General features: G+C 43.2%; 21 protein-coding genes. 3 read left to right on the plus strand and 18 right to left on the minus strand.

The features are described from left to right. Nucleotides 1-111 precede the first annotated feature (111 nt). From FTU87_RS01450 to FTU87_RS01460, 3 genes are all read left to right on the plus strand, one after another. Nucleotides 112-711 carry a YigZ family protein gene (locus tag FTU87_RS01450; protein ID WP_100357109.1) on the plus strand — a complete coding sequence of 200 codons (600 nt, stop codon included), beginning with the start codon at nucleotides 112-114 and terminating at the stop codon, nucleotides 709-711. Next, on the plus strand, nucleotides 704-1,321 hold the full coding sequence (locus FTU87_RS01455; protein WP_100328714.1) for an acyltransferase: 618 nt from the start codon (nucleotides 704-706) through the stop codon (nucleotides 1,319-1,321). The genes FTU87_RS01450 and FTU87_RS01455 overlap by 8 nt, the downstream gene beginning before the upstream one ends. Nucleotides 1,322-1,731: 410 nt before the next feature. After that, on the plus strand, nucleotides 1,732-2,574 hold the full coding sequence (locus FTU87_RS01460; protein ID WP_159515871.1) for a universal stress protein: 843 nt from the start codon (nucleotides 1,732-1,734) through the stop codon (nucleotides 2,572-2,574). A gap of 170 nt (nucleotides 2,575-2,744) precedes the next feature. On the opposite strand, the gene FTU87_RS01465 is transcribed toward FTU87_RS01460, so the two are convergent. The 18 genes from FTU87_RS01465 to FTU87_RS01550 all read right to left on the minus strand — a co-directional run bounded on the left by FTU87_RS01465 (nucleotide 2,745) and on the right by FTU87_RS01550 (nucleotide 26,308). After that, on the minus strand, nucleotides 2,745-3,410 hold the full coding sequence (locus FTU87_RS01465; protein ID WP_005096677.1) for an O-methyltransferase: 666 nt from the start codon (nucleotides 3,408-3,410) through the stop codon (nucleotides 2,745-2,747). 133 nt (nucleotides 3,411-3,543) lie between these two features. Then, nucleotides 3,544-4,260 (minus strand): D-Ala-D-Ala carboxypeptidase family metallohydrolase, encoded by a 717-nt coding sequence (locus FTU87_RS01470; RefSeq protein ID WP_074382876.1) that lies wholly within the window; start codon nucleotides 4,258-4,260, stop codon nucleotides 3,544-3,546. Between the two features lie 136 nt (nucleotides 4,261-4,396). Further along, nucleotides 4,397-4,720 (minus strand): ferredoxin FdxA, encoded by a 324-nt coding sequence (gene fdxA, locus FTU87_RS01475; protein ID WP_004279936.1) that lies wholly within the window; start codon nucleotides 4,718-4,720, stop codon nucleotides 4,397-4,399. A gap of 196 nt (nucleotides 4,721-4,916) precedes the next feature. Beyond that, nucleotides 4,917-7,559: a DNA mismatch repair protein MutS gene (gene mutS, locus FTU87_RS01480; RefSeq protein WP_180096558.1), complete on the minus strand. Its 2,643-nt coding sequence runs from the start codon at nucleotides 7,557-7,559 to the stop codon at nucleotides 4,917-4,919. Between the two features lie 336 nt (nucleotides 7,560-7,895). Next, entirely contained in the window at nucleotides 7,896-9,902 is a 2,007-nt protein-coding gene (locus FTU87_RS01485) for a triacylglycerol lipase (protein ID WP_180096559.1), read from the minus strand. Nucleotides 9,903-10,025: 123 nt separating this feature from the next. Beyond that, nucleotides 10,026-10,967, minus strand: a complete 942-nt coding sequence (locus tag FTU87_RS01490; protein ID WP_005171266.1) for an ABUW_2363 family tetratricopeptide repeat lipoprotein — start codon at nucleotides 10,965-10,967, stop codon at nucleotides 10,026-10,028. A gap of 120 nt (nucleotides 10,968-11,087) precedes the next feature. After that, nucleotides 11,088-11,897 (minus strand): serine O-acetyltransferase, encoded by an 810-nt coding sequence (gene cysE / locus FTU87_RS01495; RefSeq protein ID WP_180096560.1) that lies wholly within the window; start codon nucleotides 11,895-11,897, stop codon nucleotides 11,088-11,090. Then, the gene (locus tag FTU87_RS01500) at nucleotides 11,897-12,745 is read right to left on the minus strand and encodes an RNA methyltransferase (RefSeq protein ID WP_005096685.1); all 849 of its coding nucleotides are present in this window, start codon (nucleotides 12,743-12,745) and stop codon (nucleotides 11,897-11,899) included. The genes cysE and FTU87_RS01500 overlap by 1 nt, the downstream gene beginning before the upstream one ends. 37 nt (nucleotides 12,746-12,782) lie before the next feature. Continuing rightward, entirely contained in the window at nucleotides 12,783-16,355 is a 3,573-nt protein-coding gene (dnaE, locus tag FTU87_RS01505; protein ID WP_180096561.1) for a DNA polymerase III subunit alpha, read from the minus strand. A 539-nt stretch (nucleotides 16,356-16,894) separates the two neighbouring features. Further along, entirely contained in the window at nucleotides 16,895-17,590 is a 696-nt protein-coding gene (locus FTU87_RS01510; RefSeq protein WP_005096687.1) for a methionine ABC transporter permease, read from the minus strand. Continuing rightward, on the minus strand, nucleotides 17,587-18,612 hold the full coding sequence (locus FTU87_RS01515; protein ID WP_005171261.1) for a methionine ABC transporter ATP-binding protein: 1,026 nt from the start codon (nucleotides 18,610-18,612) through the stop codon (nucleotides 17,587-17,589). The genes FTU87_RS01510 and FTU87_RS01515 overlap by 4 nt, the downstream gene beginning before the upstream one ends. Nucleotides 18,613-18,688: 76 nt before the next feature. Then, entirely contained in the window at nucleotides 18,689-19,564 is an 876-nt protein-coding gene (locus FTU87_RS01520) for a MetQ/NlpA family ABC transporter substrate-binding protein (protein WP_180096562.1), read from the minus strand. 601 nt (nucleotides 19,565-20,165) lie between these two features. Next, nucleotides 20,166-20,723, minus strand: a complete 558-nt coding sequence (locus tag FTU87_RS01525) for a GNAT family N-acetyltransferase (protein WP_180096563.1) — start codon at nucleotides 20,721-20,723, stop codon at nucleotides 20,166-20,168. A gap of 12 nt (nucleotides 20,724-20,735) precedes the next feature. Beyond that, nucleotides 20,736-21,578: a TIGR02391 family protein gene (locus FTU87_RS01530; protein WP_180096564.1), complete on the minus strand. Its 843-nt coding sequence runs from the start codon at nucleotides 21,576-21,578 to the stop codon at nucleotides 20,736-20,738. A gap of 94 nt (nucleotides 21,579-21,672) precedes the next feature. Next, a complete protein-coding gene (gene purD / locus FTU87_RS01535; RefSeq protein ID WP_180050266.1) occupies nucleotides 21,673-22,956 on the minus strand; it encodes a phosphoribosylamine--glycine ligase in 1,284 nt (427 codons plus the stop codon). A gap of 162 nt (nucleotides 22,957-23,118) precedes the next feature. Then, the gene (gene purH / locus FTU87_RS01540) at nucleotides 23,119-24,693 is read right to left on the minus strand and encodes a bifunctional phosphoribosylaminoimidazolecarboxamide formyltransferase/IMP cyclohydrolase (protein ID WP_180096565.1); all 1,575 of its coding nucleotides are present in this window, start codon (nucleotides 24,691-24,693) and stop codon (nucleotides 23,119-23,121) included. A 95-nt stretch (nucleotides 24,694-24,788) separates the two neighbouring features. Next, entirely contained in the window at nucleotides 24,789-25,058 is a 270-nt protein-coding gene (gene fis / locus FTU87_RS01545; RefSeq protein WP_001086304.1) for a DNA-binding transcriptional regulator Fis, read from the minus strand. A gap of 395 nt (nucleotides 25,059-25,453) precedes the next feature. Further along, nucleotides 25,454-26,308, minus strand: a complete 855-nt coding sequence (locus FTU87_RS01550; RefSeq protein ID WP_005171257.1) for a DUF3426 domain-containing protein — start codon at nucleotides 26,306-26,308, stop codon at nucleotides 25,454-25,456.

Below are 26,308 nucleotides of genomic sequence, written 5' to 3' on the forward strand. Positions count from 1 at the left end.
AGGCCATTGAGTCAAACAATCGAGTCAAATCGGGCCTCTCCATGGAGAGGCTTTTTATTTGTTGAGGTAAAGCAGGTATACTGCCAGGGTTCGATTTTAAAGCCTGAAGTTATGCCATATACGCTTGCCAGCCTGGTCAGTTTTGAGGAAGACATCAAAAAAAGCCGATTTCAGGCATTTGCGACCCCTGTAGAAAATGAACAGCAGGTCAAAGATTTTCTGGACGTTTATCGTGATCCAAGTACCACGCATCAATGCTGGGCCTGGAAAATTGGCCATCAGGTGCGCTTTAATGATGATGGTGAACCTTCAGGCACTGCGGGGCGCCCGATTCTCGCCACCATTGAAGGTAATGAATTGACTAATGTACTGGTGCTGGTCAATCGCTGGTATGGCGGGATTAAACTCGGCACCGGAGGTTTGGTTCGTGCCTATGGCGGCTGCGCTGGACAATGCTTGCTGCTGGCAGACAAAATTGAACTGATTGAAAAGAAAAAAGTGCAATTTTTCTGTCAGTTTAATGAATGGGCCATTTTTCAGTATGAACTGAATCAGCAGCAAATCGATTATCAGGAAGACTATAGTGCCGAAGGCGTTCAGGTTCAGGCGCAGTTGCAGAAGCATCAGATTGAAGCTTTTGCTTTAAAAATTCAGGATGTGACTCGTGGCCGTGAACAGCTCAAAATCATAGAAGAAGCAACAGATGACTGAAGCAGATCCATTACTGAAATATCGTGAGCAGCATAAACATCGCCTGAACTATATGCCTTGGCTATACTGGTCCTTAAAGCCGAAAAACCGTGGCTGGGCAGAAGCTTGGCAAAAAGAATATCAGGCTTATCTGATGGAAATGGAAACCGTCGAGATTGGTGAAAACTGTTTTATTTCACCACTGGCACATATTTTTGCGGAACCGGGACGCAAGATCGTCATTGGCGATAATACCTTTATCGCCGCAGATTGCACCCTGCATGGCCCACTGGACATTGGCAATGAAGTGGCGATCAATCATCACTGTATTCTGGATGGTGGCCGGCTGGGGATTAAACTGCATGATCAGGTGCGTATCGCAGCGTATTGTCATCTGTATGCATTTGATCACGGTATGCAGCTAGAACAGCCAATTTATCAGCAAGCGGTACGCTCACAAGGCATCGAAATTGGCCGGGATGTCTGGCTCGGTGCACATGTCGGTATTAAAGATGGCGTTAAAATCGCAGATCAGGCCATTGTCGGAATGGACAGTATGGTCACCAAAGATGTCGAAGCACGGGCTATCGTTGCTGGGAATCCTGCAAGCTTTATTCGATACCGCAAATAAAGCTTTACACTCAGTAGATCTCTTTCATCAATCAAAAAATGATGGTTCTATTGATATTTAAATCCACGAGATATTAAAAGCCCTTTCTCTCTTTCGGATGAGAAGCAGTGCGTCGCAAGGGCATGAGCGGATTTTATAAAGACCTCTTTCTTGTGCAACAGTATTGCTGACTTCCTAACAGCAAGAGGGAATTTCGCTGATATGAATTAGAAAATGATTTTAAAAGTATTTTAATGATCTGAATTTAAGTGTTTGGCCTAATGGCTGAATTATTCTTCTAATTATCGGTCAATCACATAAAAGTTAACATATTTCAATTCAAGCCTTACAGATTTTGCTGCACATTTTATAAAGCTTATGCTAAGTTAAAAATAACAAAGAAATTTTTATCATAAATAGAGAGGCTAAACATGAAACGTGTCATCGCCTGCATCGACTCTTCACCATGTATAAACGCGCTGGCAGACGCGGCTGCATGGATTGCCAAACAGACTGGACGTGAACTGGTTTTGTTACAGGTCTTGGATTATTACCCGGCCAGTTATCATCTGGGCGAGATCAGTGGGGTAATCGGGTTTGAAAGCAATGCCATGTTGCTGAAGGAATTGGCCGAGCTTGAACAAAAACAAAGCGAAATTGCCTTGGATTATAGCAATAATCTGCTGCAACATATTTCCGAGCGGATTTTAGCCGAACATGGTATTCAAACCACACATATTCAGGAAAAAGGGGATTTTCTGGAGCAAAGTTTCCAGATTCTGCAGCCTGATGATATCGCCGTCATCGGATTGCTCGGTGAACGCTCAGCGGAAAAAAACAAACCGATCGGCACCAATGTCGAAAACTTTATTCGTGGCGCCAATTGTACCGTGATGACCGTTGGGGAGCAGTTTAAACCGCCAACACGATTTATTTTTGCCTATGAATATTCTCCGACCTGTATCAAAATGATGAGACGGATTGCGGAAAGTGATCTGCTGCGTTTATTACAATGTCACCTGTTATATATTGGCGATCATGCCGAAATTTTAACTGAGCCGCTGCAATATCTGACTCAAGCGGGTCTAGATGTAGTGCCGCAATATCGCTATGGCGATGTCGCCGAGAATATTTTGACCTATCAACAGGAGATGGGTATTCAACTGATTGTTCTGGGCGCATTTAGTCACAGCAAAATCCATCAGTTTTTCCTCGGTAGTATTGCCACCACAATTTTCCGTAATTCCAAGGTGCCTTTACTGGTCGCAAAGTGAGGATTGCCTAAAAAGCAAACAAAATTAAAATTTAAACGTAAATTGTTACAGCTTGATTTAAAAATGATCAGAGTTATCCTCATATATTGTGGATAACTCTGTGGTTAATGTTTTTAAGTTAATGTTATATATAATAAATATGGCGCTGGGTAATTTTTGTTCTTCTGATTTTATTTGACAATCGCAAGTGCAAAACCATCATGTCCTTTACTGCCTACAGTCTGTAAAGCGGTACAAGACAAGATACGTGGATGATTTTGCAGCGCTTTAAACATGGCACGGATGCCTTCAATACTTGGCTTGTGATTGTCCGGATTGATAATCTCGCCTGCACGGATTACATTGTCCAGAAAAATAAGTGTACCTGAATGCGACAGATTTAAACTGAGTTCCAGATATTCCGGATAACTCTGTTTGTCTGCATCAATGAAGATAAAATCAAAAGCCTCGGTCTCTGCGGGTAGAGCTTTGAGTACATCTGCTGCACGACCACATTTCAGTTCAACAGTTTGCTTGAGCTGGGCACGGTCAATATTTTCCTGACCCATTGCCGCGTGGGTATCACGTCCTTCAATTGTGAGGATATAGCCATCATCGGGCAAAGCACGTGCCAACCACATGGTGCTGTATGCGGCAAATGTTCCGAGTTCCAGTACACGTTTACATTGATTCATCTGGATCAGCATCTGCAACAACATGCCTTGATTTGCTGCTACAGCCAGATGATCTGGCAGACCATGCGCAGCAGTATTTTCCAGCGTCTGGTTCAGGATGGGATCTTCAGGAATTAAATGTGACTCAATGTAGTTGTCAATGTCTGTCCACATGTGTTGCATAGTTTTAGCACCATCAATTGCGATGGGTGCATTTTAAACTTTTCGCGGCATAGCGCAATTTATTGTGCTATAGCTGCTGTTTTTTTAGGCTACATAAAGTCCTAAATGAACTTTGTATAGCCGTTGTCATGACTTAGTAATTACACATTGAGGAGTTTCGCCCCAGACTTGGCCCCCAGGTACGGTAACCTTGGGTATCGATGTGGATCTGACCAGAAGCATACATGCCGAGTCCCATATTCAGACTTTGACCATGTTGCGCCCAGAACTGGCACAGTTTGAACTTGGTATTTTCAATATAACTATAGTCTTGCGCTTGTGGATATTCTGGGCCAATACGAAAATCGATGGCAGAATTATACAGATGGCGTGAAGAATTGGCGCCACCGGCACACTGGTTTAAAGGCAGGTCACGATAGACGGAAGTGACTTCAAAATCAGTCAGGACATTGGCGGCTACTAAATATTTAAATACACGCAAGGTTGGAACCTGATTGGCCCATAATTCACGGCTTGGAATCATGTACTGTGAACGACCACATTTGGCCCAGTCTCGCGCGGTGCGCATTAATTCAAAACTGGGAATAATATTACCTACGCCATTGCGTTCCAGAAACACTTCGTACTCACGTACACGTGATAAATTATCCAGCGCAGAGACCCAGTGGGTATACAGATAAGGTACAGTTTTGGGTTGGACTTTGCGGTCGTATTGAACACGTTCTTGGGGAATATAAATCCGCTTTCCATCGGGCACGGTCTGTCCCGGTGGTTTTGTGGTCGTGGTACAACCCACAAAAACGAGAGGGATTACACACAGACTCAATAATCCCTTTGCAAAATTCTTCATTTATAGAAATCAGATATTTATAAATAGCGCCATTTTAGACTAAATATACGGAGAAATTTGGAGAATATTGCAATAAAATGTGTGGATTGAGTATAAAAAAGATCAGCATGTGCTGATCTTTTTTAACTGAAATTAATTACTTTTCAAGATATTGTAATTTGTCAGCTTTACCATTCCATTCTTCACGATCTGCTGGCTGGTCACCAATTTGTGTGATATTTGGCCATTTTTGCGACAGGTCAGCATTCAATTCAATAAATACTTCTTGGCCTTCTGGTAATTCATCTTCAGAGAAAATTGCATTCGCCGGACATTCAGGTTCGCATAAGGCACAATCGATGCACTCGTCCGGGTTAATCACCAGGAAGTTAGGACCTTCATAGAAACAGTCTACAGGGCAAACTTCAACACAGTCTTGATATTTACATTTAATACAATTTTCAGTGACAACGAAGGTCATGGCGACAGCTACCTAAAAAATATGGTTCTATTTACGAATACTGTATTTTAGGCAAAAACAGGGGGAACTAACAATTCCTTTTATTGATATTTGTTATATATAGGGCTGTTAAATTTGAAAAAAGCCGGAATAGGGCTAAATTCAAGTATAAATCAGTGCTAGACCCCATACGGGATGAGGTCTATGGCTCAGAGAATTACCCCGGCTGTTTGAGTAAATCTTTTAGTGCATATAATTGTGCTAAGGCTTCGCGTGGACTCAGGTTGTCTACATCGATGTCCTCAAGTAATTCGAGAGCTGGAGATTCTTTCTCAATTTCGACAATACGTTCCACTGGCTCTACAATTTCCGGCAGTGCAAATAGATCATGTTGTAGACTCTTTGGTTTGACCAGTTGTTGCTTTTCCAGAATCTTTAAGCGGTTTTGTGCTTCTTTAATGACTGATGCCGGAATACCGGCAAGTTTCGCCACCTGTAAGCCATGACTCTGGCTGGCAGGGCCATGTTGTACCTTATGTAACAAAATCAGATTGCCATTCAGTTCTTTAGCCGTGACATGGTAGTTATCAATGCCGCTTTCTTTATCGAGTTCGGTCAGCTCAAAATAATGGGTTGCGAATAGACACAGGCATTGAATGCGTTTGCTCAGATCCAGCACACAGGCCCAGGCCAGAGACAGGCCATCATAGGTACTGGTGCCACGACCGACTTCATCCATTAGTACCAGCGACTGACTGGTGGCATGATGCAGAATTTGCGAAGTCTCGGTCATTTCCACCATAAAGGTCGATTTGCCAGTTGATAAATCATCGGCAGAACCAATACGGGTGAAAACCCGGTCAATAGGCCCTAAAGTCGCAGCTTGTGCAGGTACATAAGCCCCGCAATACGCCAGCAAGACGATCAATGCGGTCTGGCGCATAAAGGTCGATTTACCGCCCATATTGGGTCCGGTAATAATCGCCATGCGATGGGAAAAGTCCAGTCGCGTATCGTTCGGTGTAAAAGCAGTTTTGCTTAAAGCTTCCACCACCGGATGACGGCCAGCAGTGATACTTACACCGACTTCAGGGCTGAATTTTGGACGTGACCAGTTGCGTAAACGTGCCTGATGGGCAAAGTTTGCCACCAGATCAATCTGGGCAATGGCACTGCTCATCATCTGTAAATTGCCGATATCCTGACGTAATTCATCCAGCAACATTTCAAACAGCATTTTTTCACGCGCCAGAGCACGGGATTCACTGGATAAAACCTTATCTTCAAAGGCTTTCAGTTCAGGTGTGATATAGCGTTCGGCATTTTTCAGAGTCTGACGGCGGATATAGTGCTCGGGTGCCTGTTCGGCCTGAGCACGTGAGAGTTCAATATAATAACCACTCACTCGGTTATAACCAATTTTCAGTCCCGGAATTCCGCTGGCTTCACGTTCTTTAATTTCCAGATCAATCAGGAACTGGCTGGCGTGATCACGAATCTGACGTAATTCATCCAGTTCACTATCAAAGCCTTCGGCAATCACATTCCCATCACGCAGCAATACCGGCGGATTTTCTACGATGGCAGACATCAAGCGTTGATGCAGGCCATGGAAATCTCCGAGTTCTTCATTTAGCTGGATTAATAGCTCAGACTGTTGTTGACTGACAATCGGCTGTAGGGCATGGCGTAAAAATGGAATTTGCGCACAGGCCTGACGTAGTTGTACCAGATCCCGCGGTCGGGCACTGCCCAAAGCAATTCGGCTCAGGACACGTTCAATATCGCTAATTTCCTTAAGTACCAAACGTACAGGTGCTTCATGGAAACCTTGTAGCAGGGCCTGGATGGCATCTAAACGTTCATCCAGCAAGGCAGTGTCACGCAAAGGCTGCATCAGGGTGCGACTCAGCAAGCGTCCACCCATAGCCGTCTGGCAATCATTAATTAACTGAAACAGTGAAGTACCATGCTCAAATAAAGGCTCAATCAGTTCCAGATTGCGACGTGTCACTGGATCTAGGGCAATAAAGTCGGAACTCTGTTCTAGCTGAATCGAACGAATATGTGGTAAAGCGGTTTTCTGGGTTTCTTTGGCATAGTGAATTAGTGCCGCAGCGGCAGCTTTTGCCAACGGCAAATGATCAATCCCGAAACCGGAAAGTGTGCTGACGGCAAACTGGTCGCACAAGGTTTTTTGTGCATTGTTCAGGCTAAAGTCCACATTGGGACGCTTCGTCACGGAAATATCAAGTTGCTGCTTGAGTTGCTCGGTCAGCATCGGATCAGCGGTATTTTCATCCAGCAAAATTTCGCTTGGCATTAAGCGCGCCAGTTCAATCATGAGCTGGTTAAGATCATAATCCTGCTGCTGTACTTTAAATAAGCCGGCACTGAGATCGAGCAGTGCAATCCCGATCTGATTTTGCTGAATACATAAAGCCACCAGATTAGAGCTTTGATGTGCACCGAGCATGGCATCATCGGTCAGGGTGCCCGGGGTGATAATCCTTACCACGCCGCGCTCCATGGGAGCCTTACCGCGAGTGCTCTCGCCCTCACCAATCTGCTCACAGATCACCACCGTTTCGCCTTTTTTGACCAGACGGGCCAGATAGCCTTCGGCTGCATGGTAAGGCACACCTGCCATCGGGATCGGCTGACCATTGGCTTTACCGCGATGGGTCAGGGTAATGCCTAAAATTTTGGCTGCCTTGTGTGCATCTTCAAAGAACAGTTCATAAAAATCACCCATACGATAAAACATCAATGAGTGTGGATGCTGCACTTTCACCGACATGTATTGCTGCATCATGGGCGTTAAGGTAGAAAGATCAGCCATAATTTCCGAACTGGTCATTAAAAATAAATCCTTTCAACAAGAGAGAAATGCAAATACTGATAAGCAGCGTATGCACAAAAAATTAAAGCACATCTAAACAGATCTATAAAAATATTTTATCGAGGATCTGCTCAGGAGCATAGTGAATGAGGTCGCTTATCTTAGGGTGCTTTAAATCAAGATTGAAACAAGTCTATCAAATTTAATTTTTAGAAAGAAATGAAATTCCAGATGAATGTTTAAGTCATGCGACAGATCTGTCGGTCTGAGTTTTTATTCAGCATGATTTCCAATTTTAAAAAACAAACCACTGGATGTGAACATGCAGTGGTTGATTTAAATTAAGGGAATTGTTTATTCGGGATCATAAAGACCAAGGTCAGACAGGTGTAATCTGAGAATCCGGCGCAATTCCAGTACAGCCTCAGGGGTTTCCTGAATGGAATGGCCACCCTTGATCACTTTACTGGATACCGCACCTTGCAAATAAGCACTTTCGTAGGAAACAATCCCATCACTCATCAGTTGAGGTTCTGTAGTATCTACGGTATTACCGATGATGGAGTGAAATTTGAAGCCGGTATAGGGCTGAATGTTTTTAGTCAGCACATTGAATTTCGAATTTTCACTCAAATCACTCGGGCCATTTTGAATCAGGTCATGTCCCAGTTCTTTGACAAATTCTTTTAATCCGATTTCGCCTTGTAAAGTATCAGCAAAGGCACCTAAAAATGCACCTGGAACCCGAATAATTTTACGCGCCAGTTTGGTATGCCAGCGATTGGCATATTCTGTGCCACGATGCGGTGTGGCCAAGAAAATCGCCCGACTAAAATTTGGAATCGGCTGCATTTGCAGGCGTGCTTGAAACAGCGGTTTATCCTTAAACTGTTCAATACGGGTATTTTGTACCAGTTTAAAAGCATCTTGGCTGATATCGGCATTGCTGACCATCAAACGGGCAATCACGCCGCCCATACTATGTCCGACCAGTACTGCATCTTTTTTAGCTGCGGCATTGTTCGCGACCTGGGCAAATCCTTGCTGAACCAGTGCATTGATTTGAAAACGGCTTTCCAGAATCGGCATGTTGGTAGAATAAAACACCTGCCAGACCTGAAAGTTTTCTCTTAGAACCGGATCACCCATAATATCGTTGGTCATACGAATCCAGGCTTCGGGGCTGCTGGCCAGACCATGGACCAATACCAGGATCTTCTTGTTCGGATTATAAGGTTCCAGCATATACAGGTGGGGCATGCTCAGACTATCATCCCGATCAATCAGGGTCAGATAGGCCAGACGCCCCAGATTGTTCTCGGCCAGCCATAAACCATAAGGTGCTGAAAAATTGGCTGCCAGAGCATATTCCTTAGAAGCGACCTTAATTTTTTCATATTTATAGGGATCATAGAGTTTCAGATGAAATTCGGAGGTCGATAAAATCTGTTCAGTACTATTGGCTGATTTAGGTACAGCGGTGATCGTGGTGGCCAGATATCGTGCTGCGTGGATATTGGGATTGATACCATTCGGATATTTGTGATTGAGTGGGTCAGTAACATATTTTTTATCTTTTTCGGATGGTTGCTGCTCCGGTAGAACCACTAAAAACTCTGAACCAAAACCGTCACGACGGGTAATTGAACGAAGCCCAGAGAAGTTCATGTTGTAGGTGGATAATAGTTGCTCAATGGGCTGGTTTTTCAGCTGCGGAAAATTTTCCAGATCAATACTATATACACTGTTACCCACCTGAATCCGTTGGCCGGAACGCTTGGTTTCATAACGTTCAGCATAGCGTTGAATCAGATGAGCAATCGCCAGGTTGTAAAAATCACGAATCTGAACCTGACGGTTGTCGAAAATACGGTCTTGCGGGGCACGCTCGGTTTTAAACAGGTAGGCATAACTATAACGAATGCTTTTATCCAGCATGCTGAGCTGCTGATCCAGACATTTCTGGATATTCTGTTTTTGCAGCTGTTGCTTTTCCTGAGATTGGGTCTTGCTCAAAACACTGGTGTTGCACTCGGCTGACTTGGCATTCTGTAAAGAATTGGCGAGATACAACTCACTTGCTGTAGAAAGTAATTGTTCATCTAAAATCTGGGGAATCTTTTTAAGATCCTTTACACATTCTTCGGGCTGGTCAATACAGATCTGGGCTTCACGCCCCGTCATGGACAACACATTCAGACTGGCTTCGCTCAGTTTGTCGCGCGTCAAAATACTGTCACGCTCATTGCTGAGTGTGACATTAAGTGCCTGTTCCTTAACACTGACCACCTGACAGCCGCTCAGCACGCTGGTGATGACTAAAGTGCACAGTATTAATCTTTTATTTATTTTTTCGTGCATAAAACCTTTCACTGAATTTAAGTTGTAAGTTTGGATAATGGTTTGTATTTTACTAATTTTTTCTCATAAAAATAGACCGCCGTAGCAGTCTATTTGTAATCAGAGAAAGAAGATAAATTTTGATTATGGCGTTTTAGGCGTTGCAGCAGCTGGAGCTTGATTTGCGGTTTGCAGAACTTGCCAAACATTCCAGCGACCTTGTTTCTCAATTTCCTGAATCAGACGGTCTGCCACTTCAGCTTCTTGCGGGTATTTCACTTTATAGTTTGCCAAGGTTTGAGCCGCATTTTTTTTCTGTTCCAGCGCAATATAATTATTGGCTGCAGCAAGATAGGCTTCCTGAACGCCAGCTTTCATGGCTTTGTCCAGATAAGGGATCGCTTCACGTTGACCGCCACCTTCGGACAGGCCAAAGCCGAACCAGAAGTTCACTTCAGGATCATCTTGGTTGATCTTAAGAATCCGTTGTGCATAGGTCAGGGATTTGGTGGTATAGACTGAACCCAGATCCAGATTACGTGCCATGACACTGGCTTTAAATGCACGTACCAGAACATCGAAAGAGGCATTTTCACGTGCAGCTAAAGTATCCAGCTGTTGAGTGACTTCACGCAGTTTGGCTTCAAAGCCACGACGTTCCTGACGATCGCTAAAACGTGGTGGATAATGACGTGCTTTACCTTCCACCATTTGCAGGAAATCATCAATCTCGGTGATGTCGATTTCATTGGTATTTGCCAGAGCCGCATAACGCATTGAACGTGTATTGCTGTCTACAATGGGAATAATCAGTTTATTGACATCCAGGGTCAATTGCTTGGATGGATCATTTGGATGAGTCACGACCATTTTGGTCACGGGTTGAGCCGCAGCTTTTTGCAAATGCACCTCAAACGGAGGTGGTTCATTATAATTGAATGGATTTAATGCATAAAATGGCGGACTTAATTCAGGTTCTACAAAAACCACTTGATCCACAGGTTTCTCAGCAGACTTCTGAGAGACGGTCGAACATGCAGTCATTGTGAATGCTAAACAAGCAAGTGCCAAGGGCTTAAAGGTCATAATATTCATCCATTCGTGTTATTTTTTAAAACAGCTAGTACAAAAATCACATGACCGTCAGTCTATGAAAACTCTAACGATCATGCAAGTAAATGCATGTTACAGAATTGAACGCTCTATTCAGGCTTTAGACTGACTGGTTTGAGCTTCACATTCACGGCGCGCTTCTTCCAGAATCTGTAATTCTTTTTTGCTTAAAGGCTGACCATCTTGTTGCTGTTTATTAAAGGTCGGATCCAGCAAAGAAAGACGGTTGCACAAGTTGTTCATGCGTTTTTCATTTTGCTGAATACGGTCCAGCAGAATGCGCATACCCTCCAGAATTGGATCAGACTGGTCTTCAGTTGCAGCATAGGGCTGGAAGCCGATACTTTCTGCATAATCACGACGACGGGTTTCTGCATCATCCTTCGGTTTATTTTTGGTAATAAAGCGTGCAGGGTTACCCACAGCCGTCGTGTTTTCAGGAACTGCTTTAGTCACGACCGCATTAGAACCGACCTTGGCATTTTTACCGACAGTAAATGGCCCTAAAATCTTGGCACCAGCGCCAACCACCACGCCATCTTCTAAAGTTGGATGGCGTTTGCCTTTATTCCAGGTCGTTCCACCCAAAGTCACCCCATGATAGAGGGTAACATCATCGCCAATTTCTGCAGTTTCCCCAATTACGACACCCATACCGTGATCAATAAAGAAACGATGGCCTATCTTGGCGCCCGGATGTATTTCAATACCAGTCGCAAAACGGCTAAATGAAGACAATGCACGTGCAGTTCCCTTACAGTCTTTGTTCCATAGCTCATGTGCCATGCGATGCATGATCAGCGCATGGATGCCAGGGTAAGTGGTTAAGACTTCTAAGGTATTGCGTGCTGCAGGATCGCGCGCAAAGACAGCTTGTATATCTTCTTTGAGCTGTTTTAGCATTAGATTTGATCCTCGTCCTGTGATGATGTGTGTGAAGATTTTTTCCAGGTACCGTTATTCAATGCCTGAACACGGCTGAAAATACCACGAAGTAAGTGATATTCCATACGATCTAATTGTATACGTCCGAAGAGACGACGCAAGCGTAAAGGCAATAATCTTGGATTTTTTGGGTCCATAAATTCAATTTCGGCCAGCATTTTTTCCAAATGCGGATAGAACTGTTCCATCTGCGCATGATTCACCAAAGGCTCATCCCATTCCATTTCAATGCCATCAATGACTTGCATGGTTGCTTTAGCATCACGTGGTTGTTCAATCTGGCTCATGGCTGCCATGCGCATTTCATAGCAGATCACCTGAATGGCTTGAGCCACATTCAGTACGCCGTAATCGGTATTGACTGGAATGGTCAGGTGATAGTTGGCCATTGCCAGTTCTTCATTGGTCAGACCGCGGTCTTCACGGCCAAATAGAATTGCAACTTCTTGCTGCTCTTGTACCACGGCGCTCATGGCTTTTGTCGCAGCAGGGCGCACATCTAACAGCGGCCAGGGAATGGTACGGCTACGTGCGCTGGTACCGAATACAATCTGACAGTCTTTAATGGCATCTTCGAGCGTTTCTACAATCTCGATCTGCTCGATCAGGTCAGTTGCGCCTGCGGCCAGTGCATCAATATCCGGATGCGGATAGGTTTTTGGCGCCACCAGAACCAGCTTGGACAGGCCCATGGTTTTCATGGCGCGTAAAGCACTGCCGATGTTGGCAGGTAAAGTGGTATTGACCATGACAATACGCACATGGGAGAGATGTGCTGAAACAGCAGCATTGTCAATTTGACTCATGAGGATTCCAATTTAAAGGTGTTTTAAAGATCAGGATTTATGAATATTGTGGCTGGGATTCAGCCTGATACAGTTCCAGCGCATCGTCCATGCTCATGCCAGCAGGTGGCGGTGGAACATTGACCGGTTTGGCCTGTTCATAAGAAACAGCTTTGGCGGCTTTGGACTTGACCTGATATTCAATATGCAATGCTTCTTTACCAAAATAATCACGCAATTTAGCCAAGAGTTCGTCCAGTGGCGCCACTTTCCAGTTGAGACCCAGATGAAGTTCAGTCGTAGCATAAGGATAGTCTAAATACAGAATTACCGGAATATGCGCTGACATGTCGATATTGGTATATGGTGTCAAAATCTGCTGCAAGTCACGACTCAGACTTTTACTGAAATGCTCAGTAGTTAAGGTGATTTTAATGCTGTTGGCACGCTTCTGGCGAATTTCATTCAGGCTAAAGGCTTTAGTGAGACGTCCCATTGGGCGGTCAAAACCTTCACGCTCATAAATTTCACCTTCAATCACCACAACTTTATCCAGCTGGATAATCTCTTTAAAGCGGTTAAAACGTTCATGATTGGCTGAAATTTCAATACGCGCCGTACCATCATCCAGAGTCATCATCATCCGGTTCGGGAAGTTGGCAATATCCACCACCAGTCCTGCAAACACGGTGGTCACGCCACGGCGTGTCGGCGTCAGCTCATTGATCTGACTAGGTACAAAGGATTTCAGTTCATTGCGATAGACATCAATCGGGTGGCCGGTTAAATACAGACCAAGTGTGTCTTTCTCACCTTTCAGGCGAACTTCATCCGCCCATGGCTTGACCGGTTTAGAGGGTTTGCGCTGAACTTCTTCCACTTCACCAAACAGGTCCATGATGCCGGTTTCACGGTTGGAGCGCGCCTGTTCCGCAGCTTGCACCGCTTCAGGCAGTTGTGTCATCAGGTCGGCACGATCAATGCCTAAACAATCCAGCGCACCGGAGCGAATCAATGCTTCCAGGGTACGTTTATTGATTTTTTTCAGGTCAATACGATGACAGAAATCAAACAGGTCACGGAAAGGACCTTCTTGTGTACGCGCGTCAATCACTGATTGCATCGCAGCTTCACCGACACCTTTAATCGCACCCAGACCATAGACAATGGTTTGTTCATCCGTGGCATGGAACTGATACAGCGACATATTCACGGAAGGTGGTAAAACTTCCAGGTTATTCTTGCGACAGTCATCAATCAGGAATACCACGTTGTCGGTGTTCTGCATCTCCGAGGTCAACACCGCAGACAGGAATTCCGCCGGATAATGCGCTTTTAGCCATGCAGTCTGATAGGCAACCAAAGCATAGGCCGCAGCATGTGATTTGTTAAAGCCATAGCCGGCAAACTTTTCCATATAGTCGAAAATATGGTTGGCAGTGGCTTCATCAATGTCTTTTTTCGATGCACCTTCAATAAAGATCTGGCGCTGTTTGACCATCTCTTCCGGTTTTTTCTTACCCATGGCACGACGTAACAAGTCCGCGCCACCGAGGGTATAGCCGGCACAGTACTGTGCAGCCTGCATGACCTGTTCCTGATAGACCATAATCCCGTAGGTGGGTTCTAGTACGCCTTCAAGCAAGGGATGCAGATATTCAAAATCGCCTCCATGCATCCGGTGGATAAAGTCAGGAATCAGATCCATCGGGCCCGGACGGTACAGCGACACGAAGGCAATAATTTCTTCAAATTTGCTTGGGCGTGCCTCTTTCAGCATCTTCTTCATGCCCACGGATTCAAACTGGAATACCGCGGTGGTGTTGGCATTGGCAAAGACCAGATACGCGTCTTTATCTTCAAGCGGGATATAGGCAATGTCTAGAGGCTTGTCAGATTTGATGCGTTTATTAATATTTTTAACTGCATCTTCAATTACGGTCAGGTTACGCAGACCCAAGAAGTCAAACTTTACCAGACCAGTAGATTCAACATCATCTTTATCGAACTGTGCCACGCGTGAAGTACCATCAGCCTCACACATGACGGCAGAGAAATCGGTAATTTTGGTTGGCGAGATGACCACACCACCGGCATGTTTACCGGTATTTCGGGTAATACCTTCCAGTTTTAGTGCCATTTCCCAGATTTCAGCCGCATCATCATTATCTGGATTGGATGGATTGGTGACGATATCTTTAAGCTGGGGTTCAGCTTCTAGTGACTCAAGCAGGCTTAGACCTAAAGGCTTGGTCGGAATCATTTTCGAGATACGATCCGCCAAGCCATAAGATTTACCCAAGACACGCGCCACATCACGAATCGCACCTTTGGCCGCCATGGTACCGAAGGTGGCAATTTGCGAAACTGCATCACGCCCATAAGTACGCGCCACATAGTCAATCACGCGGTCACGACCTGCGATACAGAAATCGACGTCGAAATCGGGCATCGACACACGTTCCGGGTTCAAGAAACGTTCGAAGAGTAATTCATAACGTAGCGGATCAAGATCGGTGATTTTTAAGCTATAAGCCACCAGTGAGCCTGCACCCGAACCACGGCCCGGACCTACCGGGACGCCGTTACTTTTCGACCACTGAATGAAGTCCATGACGATCAGGAAGTAGCCCGGGAATCCCATCGAGTTAATGATATTAATCTCGTATTCGATACGCTCATCATAAGGCTTGCGAACTTCTGGCCAGTGTTCATCACGCTGTTCAGGTGGATACAGGAAATTCAGACGTTCTTCCAGACCTTCTTTGGACAAGTGTGCAAAGAAAGTATCAATGGTATGACCTTCAGGAATCGGATAATCCGGCAGAAAGTATTGACCCAGTCGCAATGTGACATTACAGCGTTTGGCAATGTGGTAAGTGTTCTCAATCGCAGAGGGAATATCCGAGAACAGCTCTGCCATTTCCTCTGCAGATTTAAAATATTGTTCAGGTGAATAGGTTTTAGGGCGGCGGTTATCCCCCAGTACATAACCATCGGCGATACACACCCGGGCTTCGTGGGCTTCATAATCATTGCGGGTCATGAAGTGCACGTCGTTATGTGCCACTACACCGATATTATATTTTTTGGCCAGTTTCACTGCTTCCAGAATGAAGTCATCTTCATCCGGACGGTTGGTGCGGGTCAGGGCGATATAAACGCGATTGCCGAATTTTTCGACCCATTCTTCCAGCAAGGGTTCAGCTTTTTGCGGATTTGAACTCATCAGCATCTTGCCGACATCGGAATGCATGCCGAGCAGGGCAATCATGTCCTCGGACTGGTTTAAAATCCATTGTTTTTGTACGCAGGGAATGTCTAATTGCTGACCACTGATAAAGCCTTCAGACACCAGTTCAGTCAGGTTACGCCAGCCTTTATTGGTCATCGCCAATAAGGTCATACGATGTTCGGCATCATTCAGGCGAATTTCAGAACCGAGGATCGGCTTGATGCCTTTGCCTAAGCATTTGCCATAGAACTTGACTGCGGCATGCAGGTTAGACAGATCCGTCAGCGCGAGGGCAGGCATCTGCTCTTTTTCGGCAGCTTTGACCAGGTCAGGTATCCGTACGATGGATTCAGTAATCGAAAATTCTGTATGAATACCAAGATGAACAAAGTGCATAGATGAGTCCCTGCTAAAACCATTGAATAGTTTAACATGGGATTTATTGTTTCAGTTTGAAAATGAGGGGAAATGGCTAACTTTTAGATTTTAATTAAATGTTGATTTGGGGCTTTGTCTATATCTATAACGAGATGGGATTGTTAACCGAAATTGAATTTCTGACTAGCGACATGGATGTCGCCAGTTGATCTGTGGCACAAGGAAGTATCATCAAGCCAACAGAAGATTTTTGTTACCTTGCATAGCAGTGCTTTCAAAAGTAAAAGAAGAATTTTAAATATTAGTAAGTTTATTCATGACATTATTTGAAAAATAGAATTTCGTTATTTTTACTTCAATTTTAACTTTGTAATATTTGTGCCTTACTTTTGACGGGGCAAAAGTAACAAAACCCCTTTGTTGATCTGATGGTACATCCCAGTACCACAGATCAACGGGCGACTTCCTGTCGCCATGGCACGTATCAAATAGTTGCAGGACTTTACTTTGAAATAATGAGAAAGGGTTCGTAAGTATTAAAAACAATAAAAACTAGATTAACGAAGTCGGGACAACCAGTCCCCCAGACTTTGTACAATCTGTACCAAAATCAATAACACAATCACCGTCATGATCACCACAGAGGTATCGAAACGCTGATAACCGTAAGAAATGGCCAGATCACCGATACCGCCGGCACCGACAGCACCCGCCATTGCTGTTGCACCAATCAAGCTGATGGTGGCAGTGGTCAGGTTCAGAATCAGTGAACTACGTGCTTCAGGTAAGACAAACTTGAAGATAATCTGCATTGGGGTTGCACCCATCGCTTGCGCAGATTCAATAATGCCTTCATTCACTTCCAGTAATGAGGTTTCAACCAAGCGACCAATATAAGGGCCGACATAAATAGTCAGTGGTACAATTGCGGCCCAAGTACCAATTGAAGTGCCGACCAAAAACTTGGTCAGCGGAATAACGGCAATCAGTAGAATAATAAATGGTAGTGAACGTAGCGCATTGACAATCGGATTGAGACCGTGATAAATCACACGATTTTGCAAGATGCCGTTAGGACGCGTCACCACTAAAGTAATTGCCTGAATAAAACCCCAGATACAGCCAAACAGCATTGCGAAGAACACCATATGAAAGGTTTCTTGCAGCGCTGTCACAAATTGATCCATCGACAGCGAGCTTTTCCAGAACGGCGCAGTAATTGTCGTCAGCCACTGTACAATTAAATCTCTCATGCCTGTACTCCTGCTTGATCTACCTGTACGCCGTTATCTTTCAGATATTGCACTGCAGCGCTAATCTCTGCGGAATCACCCAGGAGCTGAATAAACATCTGACCAATCACCGAACCATTAATTTCGGTCATGTTGGCAAACAGGATATTTAAACTGATATCAAACTGTTTAATCACGGCCTGAATCACCGTTTCCTGTGCCGAGCTACCAAGGAATTTTAAACAATAAATACTGTGATGATTCTGGTTTTCCAGATTATTCAGAATATTGACCGGCAAATGTTGCTGAAGCACGGTTTGAATAAAATTTTTGGTGGTCGGGTGTTGCGGCTGACTGAAGATCTGTAGCGTGCTGCCGGTTTCAATCACATCACCTTTTTCCATCACAGCGACATAATCACAGACGGTTTCAATTACATCCATTTCATGAGTGACCATGACAATGGTAATACCTTGCTCTTGATTGATTTTTTTGAGTAATTGCAGAACTGATTTGGTGGTTTGTGGATCGAGTGCCGAAGTCGCTTCATCACAAAGTAAAATCTTGGGATGGTTGGCAAGGGCACGGGCAATCCCGACGCGCTGTTTTTGACCACCAGACAATTCATCCGGAAAAGCCTGCCGTTTATGTTTCAGGTCAATAAAATCTAATAATTCTTCGAGGCGTTTTTCCCGTTCAGCCTTGCTCCAGCCCAGAAGCTTCATAGGCATTTCGATATTGGCCGCCACGGTTTTGGTTTGCATTAAATTAAAATGCTGGAAAATCATGCCGATATTGGCACGTTCTTGACGCAATGTTTTGGCATCGAGTGCGGTAAAATCTGTTCCATTAATGATAATCTGACCTGAGCTTGGACGCTCAAGTAAATTAATCAGACGGATGAGGGTACTTTTACCGGCACCACTATAACCGATGATGCCAAAAATACTGCCGGTTGGAATCGATAGATTAATCTGATTCAAGGCATGCAAGGTTTGACCCTTAAGCTCATACTGTTTTGAAATATCTTTAAATTCAATCATAGTGTCAAAAACTGCATCACGGATAAAAAAACAGGCAAGAAATCGTCCTTGCCTGTTCTAAAAGACTATTATAGTACTATTTTGATTCAGTTAAATACGTCACCGGCTTGTTTACTGCAACTTTAGTGCCACCAAAATTTTCATCGACATACGCTTGAACTGCTGGCGTATGATACAAGGCACCTACTTTTTGCAGTACAGGATCCGTTTGACGATCTGCTGCAACCGCTAATACGTTTACATTCATTTTTGTGCTTTGATCAATTGGCTCATAGTAAACCGCATCTTTTAATACGTTTAAACCGCCTTCCATTGCCAGCGTATTGCCTAGCACAATTGCATCAACTTCATCTTTTACACGTACTGCAGTTGCCATTTGAATAGGCTTAATCACGATTTGTTTTGCATTTTCAGCCACATCAGCTGTTGTGCCTTTTACATTGTCAAAGCCAGCTTTTAATTTGACCAGACCTGCCGATTGTAAAAGTAATAACGCGCGTGATTCATTTGCACCGTCGTTTGGAATGGCAATGGTTGCACCTGTTTTAAACTCATTCAAAGATTTTACTTTGCTTGAGTAAATTCCCATTGGTTCTAAATAGGTGGTAGACAATGGTGCAATTTTTGCTGTATTGGCATCGTTATACGCAACCATATAGGCATATGACTGGAATGCATTCACATCAATTTCTTTGTTGGCTACTGCCGTGTTCATTGACACGTAGTCAGTGAAATTTTTCACATCAAGTTTGATGCCGGCTGCTTTGGTTTCAGGCAGTGTCGCGATATAACGCCATACTTCTGCATCTGAACCGGTCGAAGCCATAGTTACAGTCTGAAGACCATTTGCATCTTTGCTTTGCGCTGCATCATTGGCAGGCGCTTCCTGTTTACCACACCCAGTTAAAGTCAATACAGAGGCACTCAAGATAACGCCAAGTAACTTTTTCATGAAATTGTCCTAATTCTATTGTTGCCTAGAGTATAAGCATTTTTAAATCGTGTTAAATAAGAGTTTTATTACGATCTAAGTAGGTGGCTTGATCATTGCTGAAGATGGCTTGAATTCAGAAGATGCAAGCGTGCAGCAACAGTTCTGATGAACTTGATCAAGTCAGAGGCGGCCCAAACCTGATGTACTTGATCTATTTTGGAGAGAGAAAATAGATATTTTATAAGGACATGGCAAGGTTTAGGTACTCTGAAGTTGCAGATATCATAGCAATAAATCTATATTCAATATACTGGATAGAAAAGCCTTGCTTATCTCTTTAGTCGAATATAAAAAAGATCTTTTAAAGAAAATATTAATTAAAACAATATATTATTTATATTGAAAATATAGTTTTAATGGGTGTGTTTAAATAGTGATCTTTATAAGATTTTGTAAGATAGAAATATAAAAAATGCATATAGATAAATATAAAAAAATATCTGATTTTGGGAAATGAAGAAAATTCTATCATTAAAGAGATGAATCTTTCCTTTATATTAACTTAAGCGAGTCAGTATCTGATCTTGGTTTTCTCAGGTCATGATACTGTAAGCTTGTTTTAACAGAAGGGAATATAGAGATAATCCGAACGCTGTTTTTCATAGAGTACGTGTCTACACAAACTATGATCGGCAGGTACAAGCGGATGATCAAACTCTCCTATTTTTTCTAAGCCAATGTTTTGCATGACACGTTCTGATGGCGTATTGACGCATGCAGTAAAAGAAATGACTTTCTCTAGGCGTAGGGTCCTAAAGGCATATTTCAGTACCGCTTTGGCTCCTTCAGTCGCATAGCCTTGATTCCAGTATTGCGGTAGCAAGCGCCAGCCAATTTCAGGTGCATCGGCAATTTCAAATTCAGGTGGATGCACGTGTAAGCCAATAAATCCCATGAATTCGCCCGTGTCTTTGAGTTCTACGGCAAAGAGTCCCCAGCCACGCGTTTCAATTGCGTCTTTTAAGCGCTGCATAAAAGCGGTAGTTTCCTCTGCATTTAGTTTTTTGAGGAAATAACGCATGACATTGTCGTCTGCACACATTTGGATAAAGGGTGCAGTGTCGGAGTCTTGCCATTGGCGGAGGATGAGGCGAGGGGTTTCAATGATTTTTTTCATATTAATTCTTCGTCATCTTTTAATGGTTTCACTTTCTAATAAATAAAGCTCATTAATTAATAAAAACTCTCTTTGAAGTTGAGATGTAGATTTATTTACTTCGCTGTGAGCTCGTTGATTGCGATAAGCTTTAAATGTATTTACAAATAGTCTTCCTATCGCGGTAGATGATTCCTCATTTTCTGAGTCCCATTTAAAAGGAGATAATCTATTTTTCTTTAAATCTGAACAAAATGCATCCTCCATAAGAGAGGCGGAAAATTTGTGTGAATTTATTTTTTTACGAATAATGTCTTCTAATCGAGTATAGGCTTTCATTATTGATGCGTCTGCATCATCTCTGAATTTTAAAGCCAAATCCAAGACTCTTTCATCAATTAAATTAAGTGGTAATTCATTAGGATAATATCCATCTATTCTTAGTGGTTCTTTAAGCATAAAATTTAAATTGCTAATGTATTCATAAATAGTGTTAGTTCGGCTCCTAGGGTTGTTTAAAAAGCAATCTATATTACTATCACTTAGAGAGTTTTTATTTATAATTTCAAATTCTTTAGGTGTAATAATTAATTCTTTAATTTCAACTTCATGTCGCTGTAAAAGATTTAATGCTTTTACAAAACCTTTATAGCCTTCTGAAATATAGTCTGATCGGAATCCGAATCTAATTAGATAGATATTTCTATATCCTTTAATTAAAAAACAGTGACTATGTTCATACGTTAAAACAAGCGCACGTTCTAATTGGTCTTCGATCTGTATGACCAAAGCAATTGCTTCAATGCAATCTTGAGTATATGGAGTACCTAAATATTGTATTTCTTCAGATGGTCGATTAAATAAATTAGTTATCATTTTTCAGGAAGTGTTTGTTTTATATCTAATTGAATATATCAAAAAACCCCGAATGAATCGGGGTTTTTTAACTTAATATCTTTACGAAAAAAAATTAAGCATTTTCACGTGCAATGGCACGGTAACCGATATCTTTACGATATTGAACGCCGTCGAATGTCACTTTTTTGCAAAGTTCCAAAGCTTTGGCTTGTGCTTCACCAATCGTATTACCAAGCGCAGTTACGCAAAGTACACGACCACCCGCAGTCACAATCTCGCCATTTTCATTGGCTTTCGTACCGGCATGGAAAACTTTTGCATCAGTCATTTCAGTGTCTAAACCAGAAATCACATCACCATTGCTTGATGTTTCTGGGTAGCCTTTTGATGCCAGTACGATACCGACAGTCTTGCGCTCATCCCATTCAGCTTCTTTCGGTAAATTACCGTCTAAGCCTGCTTGAACCAAATCCACTAAAGATGATTTTAAACGCATCATGATGGGTTGAGTTTCAGGGTCGCCAAAACGACAGTTGAACTCGATCACTTTCGGTTGACCTTGTTCATCAATCATCAAGCCAGCGTACAAGAAACCAGTATAAACGTGACCGTCTTTTTTCATACCTTCAACGGTAGGACGCATCACTTCATTCATGGTTTTTTCAAATACATCCGCAGTCACAACAGGCGCAGGCGAGTAAGCACCCATACCACCCGTGTTTGGACCTTGGTCGCCTTCAAAGATACGTTTGTGATCTTGTGAAGTCGCCATAGGTAAGATGTTGTCGCCATCAATCATACAAATGAAAGATGCTTCTTCGCCTGCAAGGAATTCTTCAATTACAACGCGAGAACCTGCATCGCCAAATTTGTTGCCTGCAAGCATGTCATCGATCGCATCAAATGCTTCTTGATTGGTCATGGCAACGATCACACCTTTGCCCGCAGCAAGACCGTCGGCCTTAATGACGATCGGCGCACCATTTTTTTCAACAAATGCTTTCGCAGCATCTACTTCTGTAAATACATCGTAAAACGCAGTTGGAATGTTGTGGCGTTTTAAGAAATGTTTCGCGAAAGCTTTAGAGCCTTCAAGCTGCGCAGCAAATTGAGTTGGACCCCAAATTTTCACACCCGCCTCACGGCAAGCATCAACGACACCGTTTACCAATGGAGCTTCTGGGCCGACAATGACAAGCTCAACTGCATTGTTTTTTGCGAAATCGATAATCGCAGCATTGTCTAAAATGCTTAAATTTACGTTTTCACATTTATTTTCAGTGGCTGTACCTGCATTGCCCGGAGCAACAAAGACTTTAGCAACTTTATCATCTTGGGCGATTTTCCATGCCAATGCATGTTCACGACCGCCATTACCCAAAACTAAAATATTCATCTAAAAATCCCTCAAAAGAATAGAATCCCACCTTGCGAAGCCATGCTTCTCACCCTGTAAAAAAGAAGGGCTTCACGAATAAAAATGTCCCTTTATTTGTGAAAAGTCCCCCTTTTTACAAAGGGGGATTTAGGGGGATTAATAAATACGACTTTGAATCAATTAGTGACGGAAATGACGCATGCCAGTGAACACCATCGCAATACCTGCTTCGTCAGCAGCCGCAATGGTTTCTTCGTCACGCATAGAACCACCCGGCTGGATAATGCATTTGATACCCGCTTTAGCGGCGTTATCAATACCATCACGGAATGGGAAGAATGCGTCAGACGCCATGACAGCACCCTCAACCACCAAGCCAGCATGTTCAGCTTTAATTGCAGCAATACGAGCAGAGTTAACACGGCTCATTTGACCTGCGCCAACACCAATGGTTTGACGGTTTTTCGCATAAACAATCGCATTAGATTTCACGTATTTTGCGACTTTCCAGGCAAAGATCATGTCATCGATTTCTTGTTCAGTCGGAGCGCGCTTGGTCACCACTTTAAGATCAGCTTTAGTAATCATGCCCAAGTCTTGATCTTGTACTAACAAGCCGCCATTCACGCGTTTGTAATCAAGTTGCGATTGACGTGCATCGATTGCTGGAAGTTCACCGCAAACTAAAACACGTACGTTTTTCTTCGCACCAGTCACTTCAAGTACGCCATCAGCAATACTTGGTGCAATGATCACTTCAACGAATTGACGCTCAACAATCGCTTGTGCAGTTGCAACGTCTAATTCACGGTTGAATGCAATGATGCCGCCAAATGCAGATTCGGGATCTGTTGCATACGCAAGGTCATAAGCCGCTTGAATGCCGTCTAAAGACACTGCAACGCCACATGGGTTTGCGTGCTTAACGATTACACAAGCAGGTTTCGCAAAAGATTTAACACATTCAAGTGCAGCGTCTGTGTCTGCAATGTTGTTATAAGAGAGTTCTTTACCTTGTAGCTGTTTCGCAGTTGAAACTGAGGCTTCTGTCGCTGTGTCTTCAACGTAGAACGCAGCAGACTGGTGCGGGTTTTCACCGTAACGAAGATCTTGAGCTTTGTTCAATTGTGTATTGAAGGTACGTGCAAACTTGTCCGCTTCACCTTCTTGTTTGCCTACGCGAGCGCCAAGGTAAGATGCGATCATGCCGTCATATTGTGCAGTATGTTCAAATGCTTTTACTGCAAGGTCGAAACGAATCGCATGCGATAAAGCGCCTTCAGCTTTAAGCTCAGCTACAACAGTGGCATAGTCAGAAGCATTTACCACGATGCCTACAGATGCATGGTTTTTTGCCGCAGCGCGAACCATGGTAGGGCCACCAATGTCGATGTTTTCGATCGCATCAGCCAGTGAACAGTTTGGTTTTGCTACAGTTGCAGCAAATGGATAGAGGTTTACAACGACTAAATCAATAGCATCAATGTTGTGTTCAGCCATCACAGCTTCGTCTAGACCACGACGAGCCAGAATACCACCATGAATTTTAGGATGTAGCGTTTTTACACGGCCGTCCATCATCTCTGGGAAACCAGTATGCTCTGAAACTTCTACTACAGCGACACTATTGTCTTTCAACAATTTGTAGGTACCACCTGTAGATAAAATTTCTACCCCTAGAGCAGCAAGTTCTTGTGCAAATTCAACAATACCAGTCTTGTCAGACACAGAGATTAAAGCGCGTTTAATAGTCATGATCTTCGTCACAGTTTTCAAGGAACAGAATAAAACAAAATCAGCAATTTACAGGTTAAAAAAAATGCCTGCGGAAGCCGCAAGCATTTTATCATTTATTCACTCATTAAACCGTGAGCTTTTAACTTTTTACGTAAAGTACCACGGTTGAGTCCGAGAATCTCGGCAGCACGTGTTTGGTTACCACGTGTATATTCTAGAACTACAGATAGAAGAGGTTTCTCCATTTCTGCTAGCACCATGTCGTATACCTGAGATGGTTGCTCGCCCTGTAGTTGCGCAAAATAATGGCGAACTGCGCGATCTACGTGGATACGTAAAGCAACATCAGATTGTGCAGTAAAAATAGGAGATTTGCTATTCATGCGAATTAATCCGAAAAACAAATATCGCTTGGGTAAAGCGATATAAAAAGTGGTCTAAAATTGAAATGAACTCCGCTTTAGATCCTAAAACTGGAGTTCTAAAACTTAATCATTGCATTGAGCCAATAGCTTGACACATCTCAACGTTTTGGTCGAAAAATAAGCGTAACAATAGTTAAAGTTTTGTTACTGACCAAAATCAAAACAAAAAAATCTGCACGATACGCAATAAATTTTATAGCGCATTAGGCAAGACTGTATTTGTTGTGAAAAAGTAGCGAGGAGTTGCAGCACATAGCTTTCGTGGCGCGTATCATACCATTGTCTAAGCAAAAGTGAGCAAGAAAACTGCATTTTTTTAACTTTTTTTAATTTTTTAATGCTTTCTATTCAGATTAAGGGCGAATTATTTCCAAACTATAGCGATCAAAGCTTTTACGATCGACAGGAAGCTCAAATTTGAATTTAAATGGACTGTTTTTCGGGATACGTTCAATATTGACCAGACTTTCAATCAGATACTCTTTGGCAGACAGGTTATAAGTCGCAACAACTTCACCGCGCTGTTCCAGATTGATTTTTAAAATCGGTAAAGCCAGGCTACGGTCATGGAAGTTGATCAGCTCACCGCTAAATTCAGTTTTCTTGTGACTGGTTGCCTTGATCTTGACTTTATTGACCTGAATCAGCGTGTAGTATTTTTCCAGATTGGAACAATTAAACACCTCGCATACATTGTTAAAGGCCAGACTCATGATATGACTATTTTTGATGTATTGCGGATTAAACCAGAAAAACTGGAACAGCAATACGCCAAATAGCATCAGGTTCAAGATGCTCCAGCCAATATAATACATTGGCCCACGGTATATCTGTTTTTCTGCCTGATCTTCCCAGTTCATGCTCGGCAGTACCGAGATAGGTTCGGTACTGAAATAGTTCAGATTGTTTAAATAGGTTTCCAGATCGATATTTGAATGTTCAACTTTCTGATCGAAAATATATAAAAGACTGTGCGTATTTTGCTGTTGATCGCGACCATATACAGGTGGGTTATATCGAGAATAGGTTTGATCCTGAGACGCTGAGGTAGTGACCGAGTTTTGGGCTTCGGCCACCAGATGCGATAAGGCATTAAATGAAGTGGTACATTTGGGACAGCAAACCATACCCTGCGCAATGGTGAGTTGAGCAACTGTGACCTTGTAGGTGGTGGAACAGGTAGGGCAATGGGTTCGTTTGTCACTCAT

The sequence above is a fragment of the Acinetobacter sp. YH12156 genome, from assembly GCF_013418235.1.
GTDB lineage: Bacteria > Pseudomonadota > Gammaproteobacteria > Pseudomonadales > Moraxellaceae > Acinetobacter > Acinetobacter pseudolwoffii.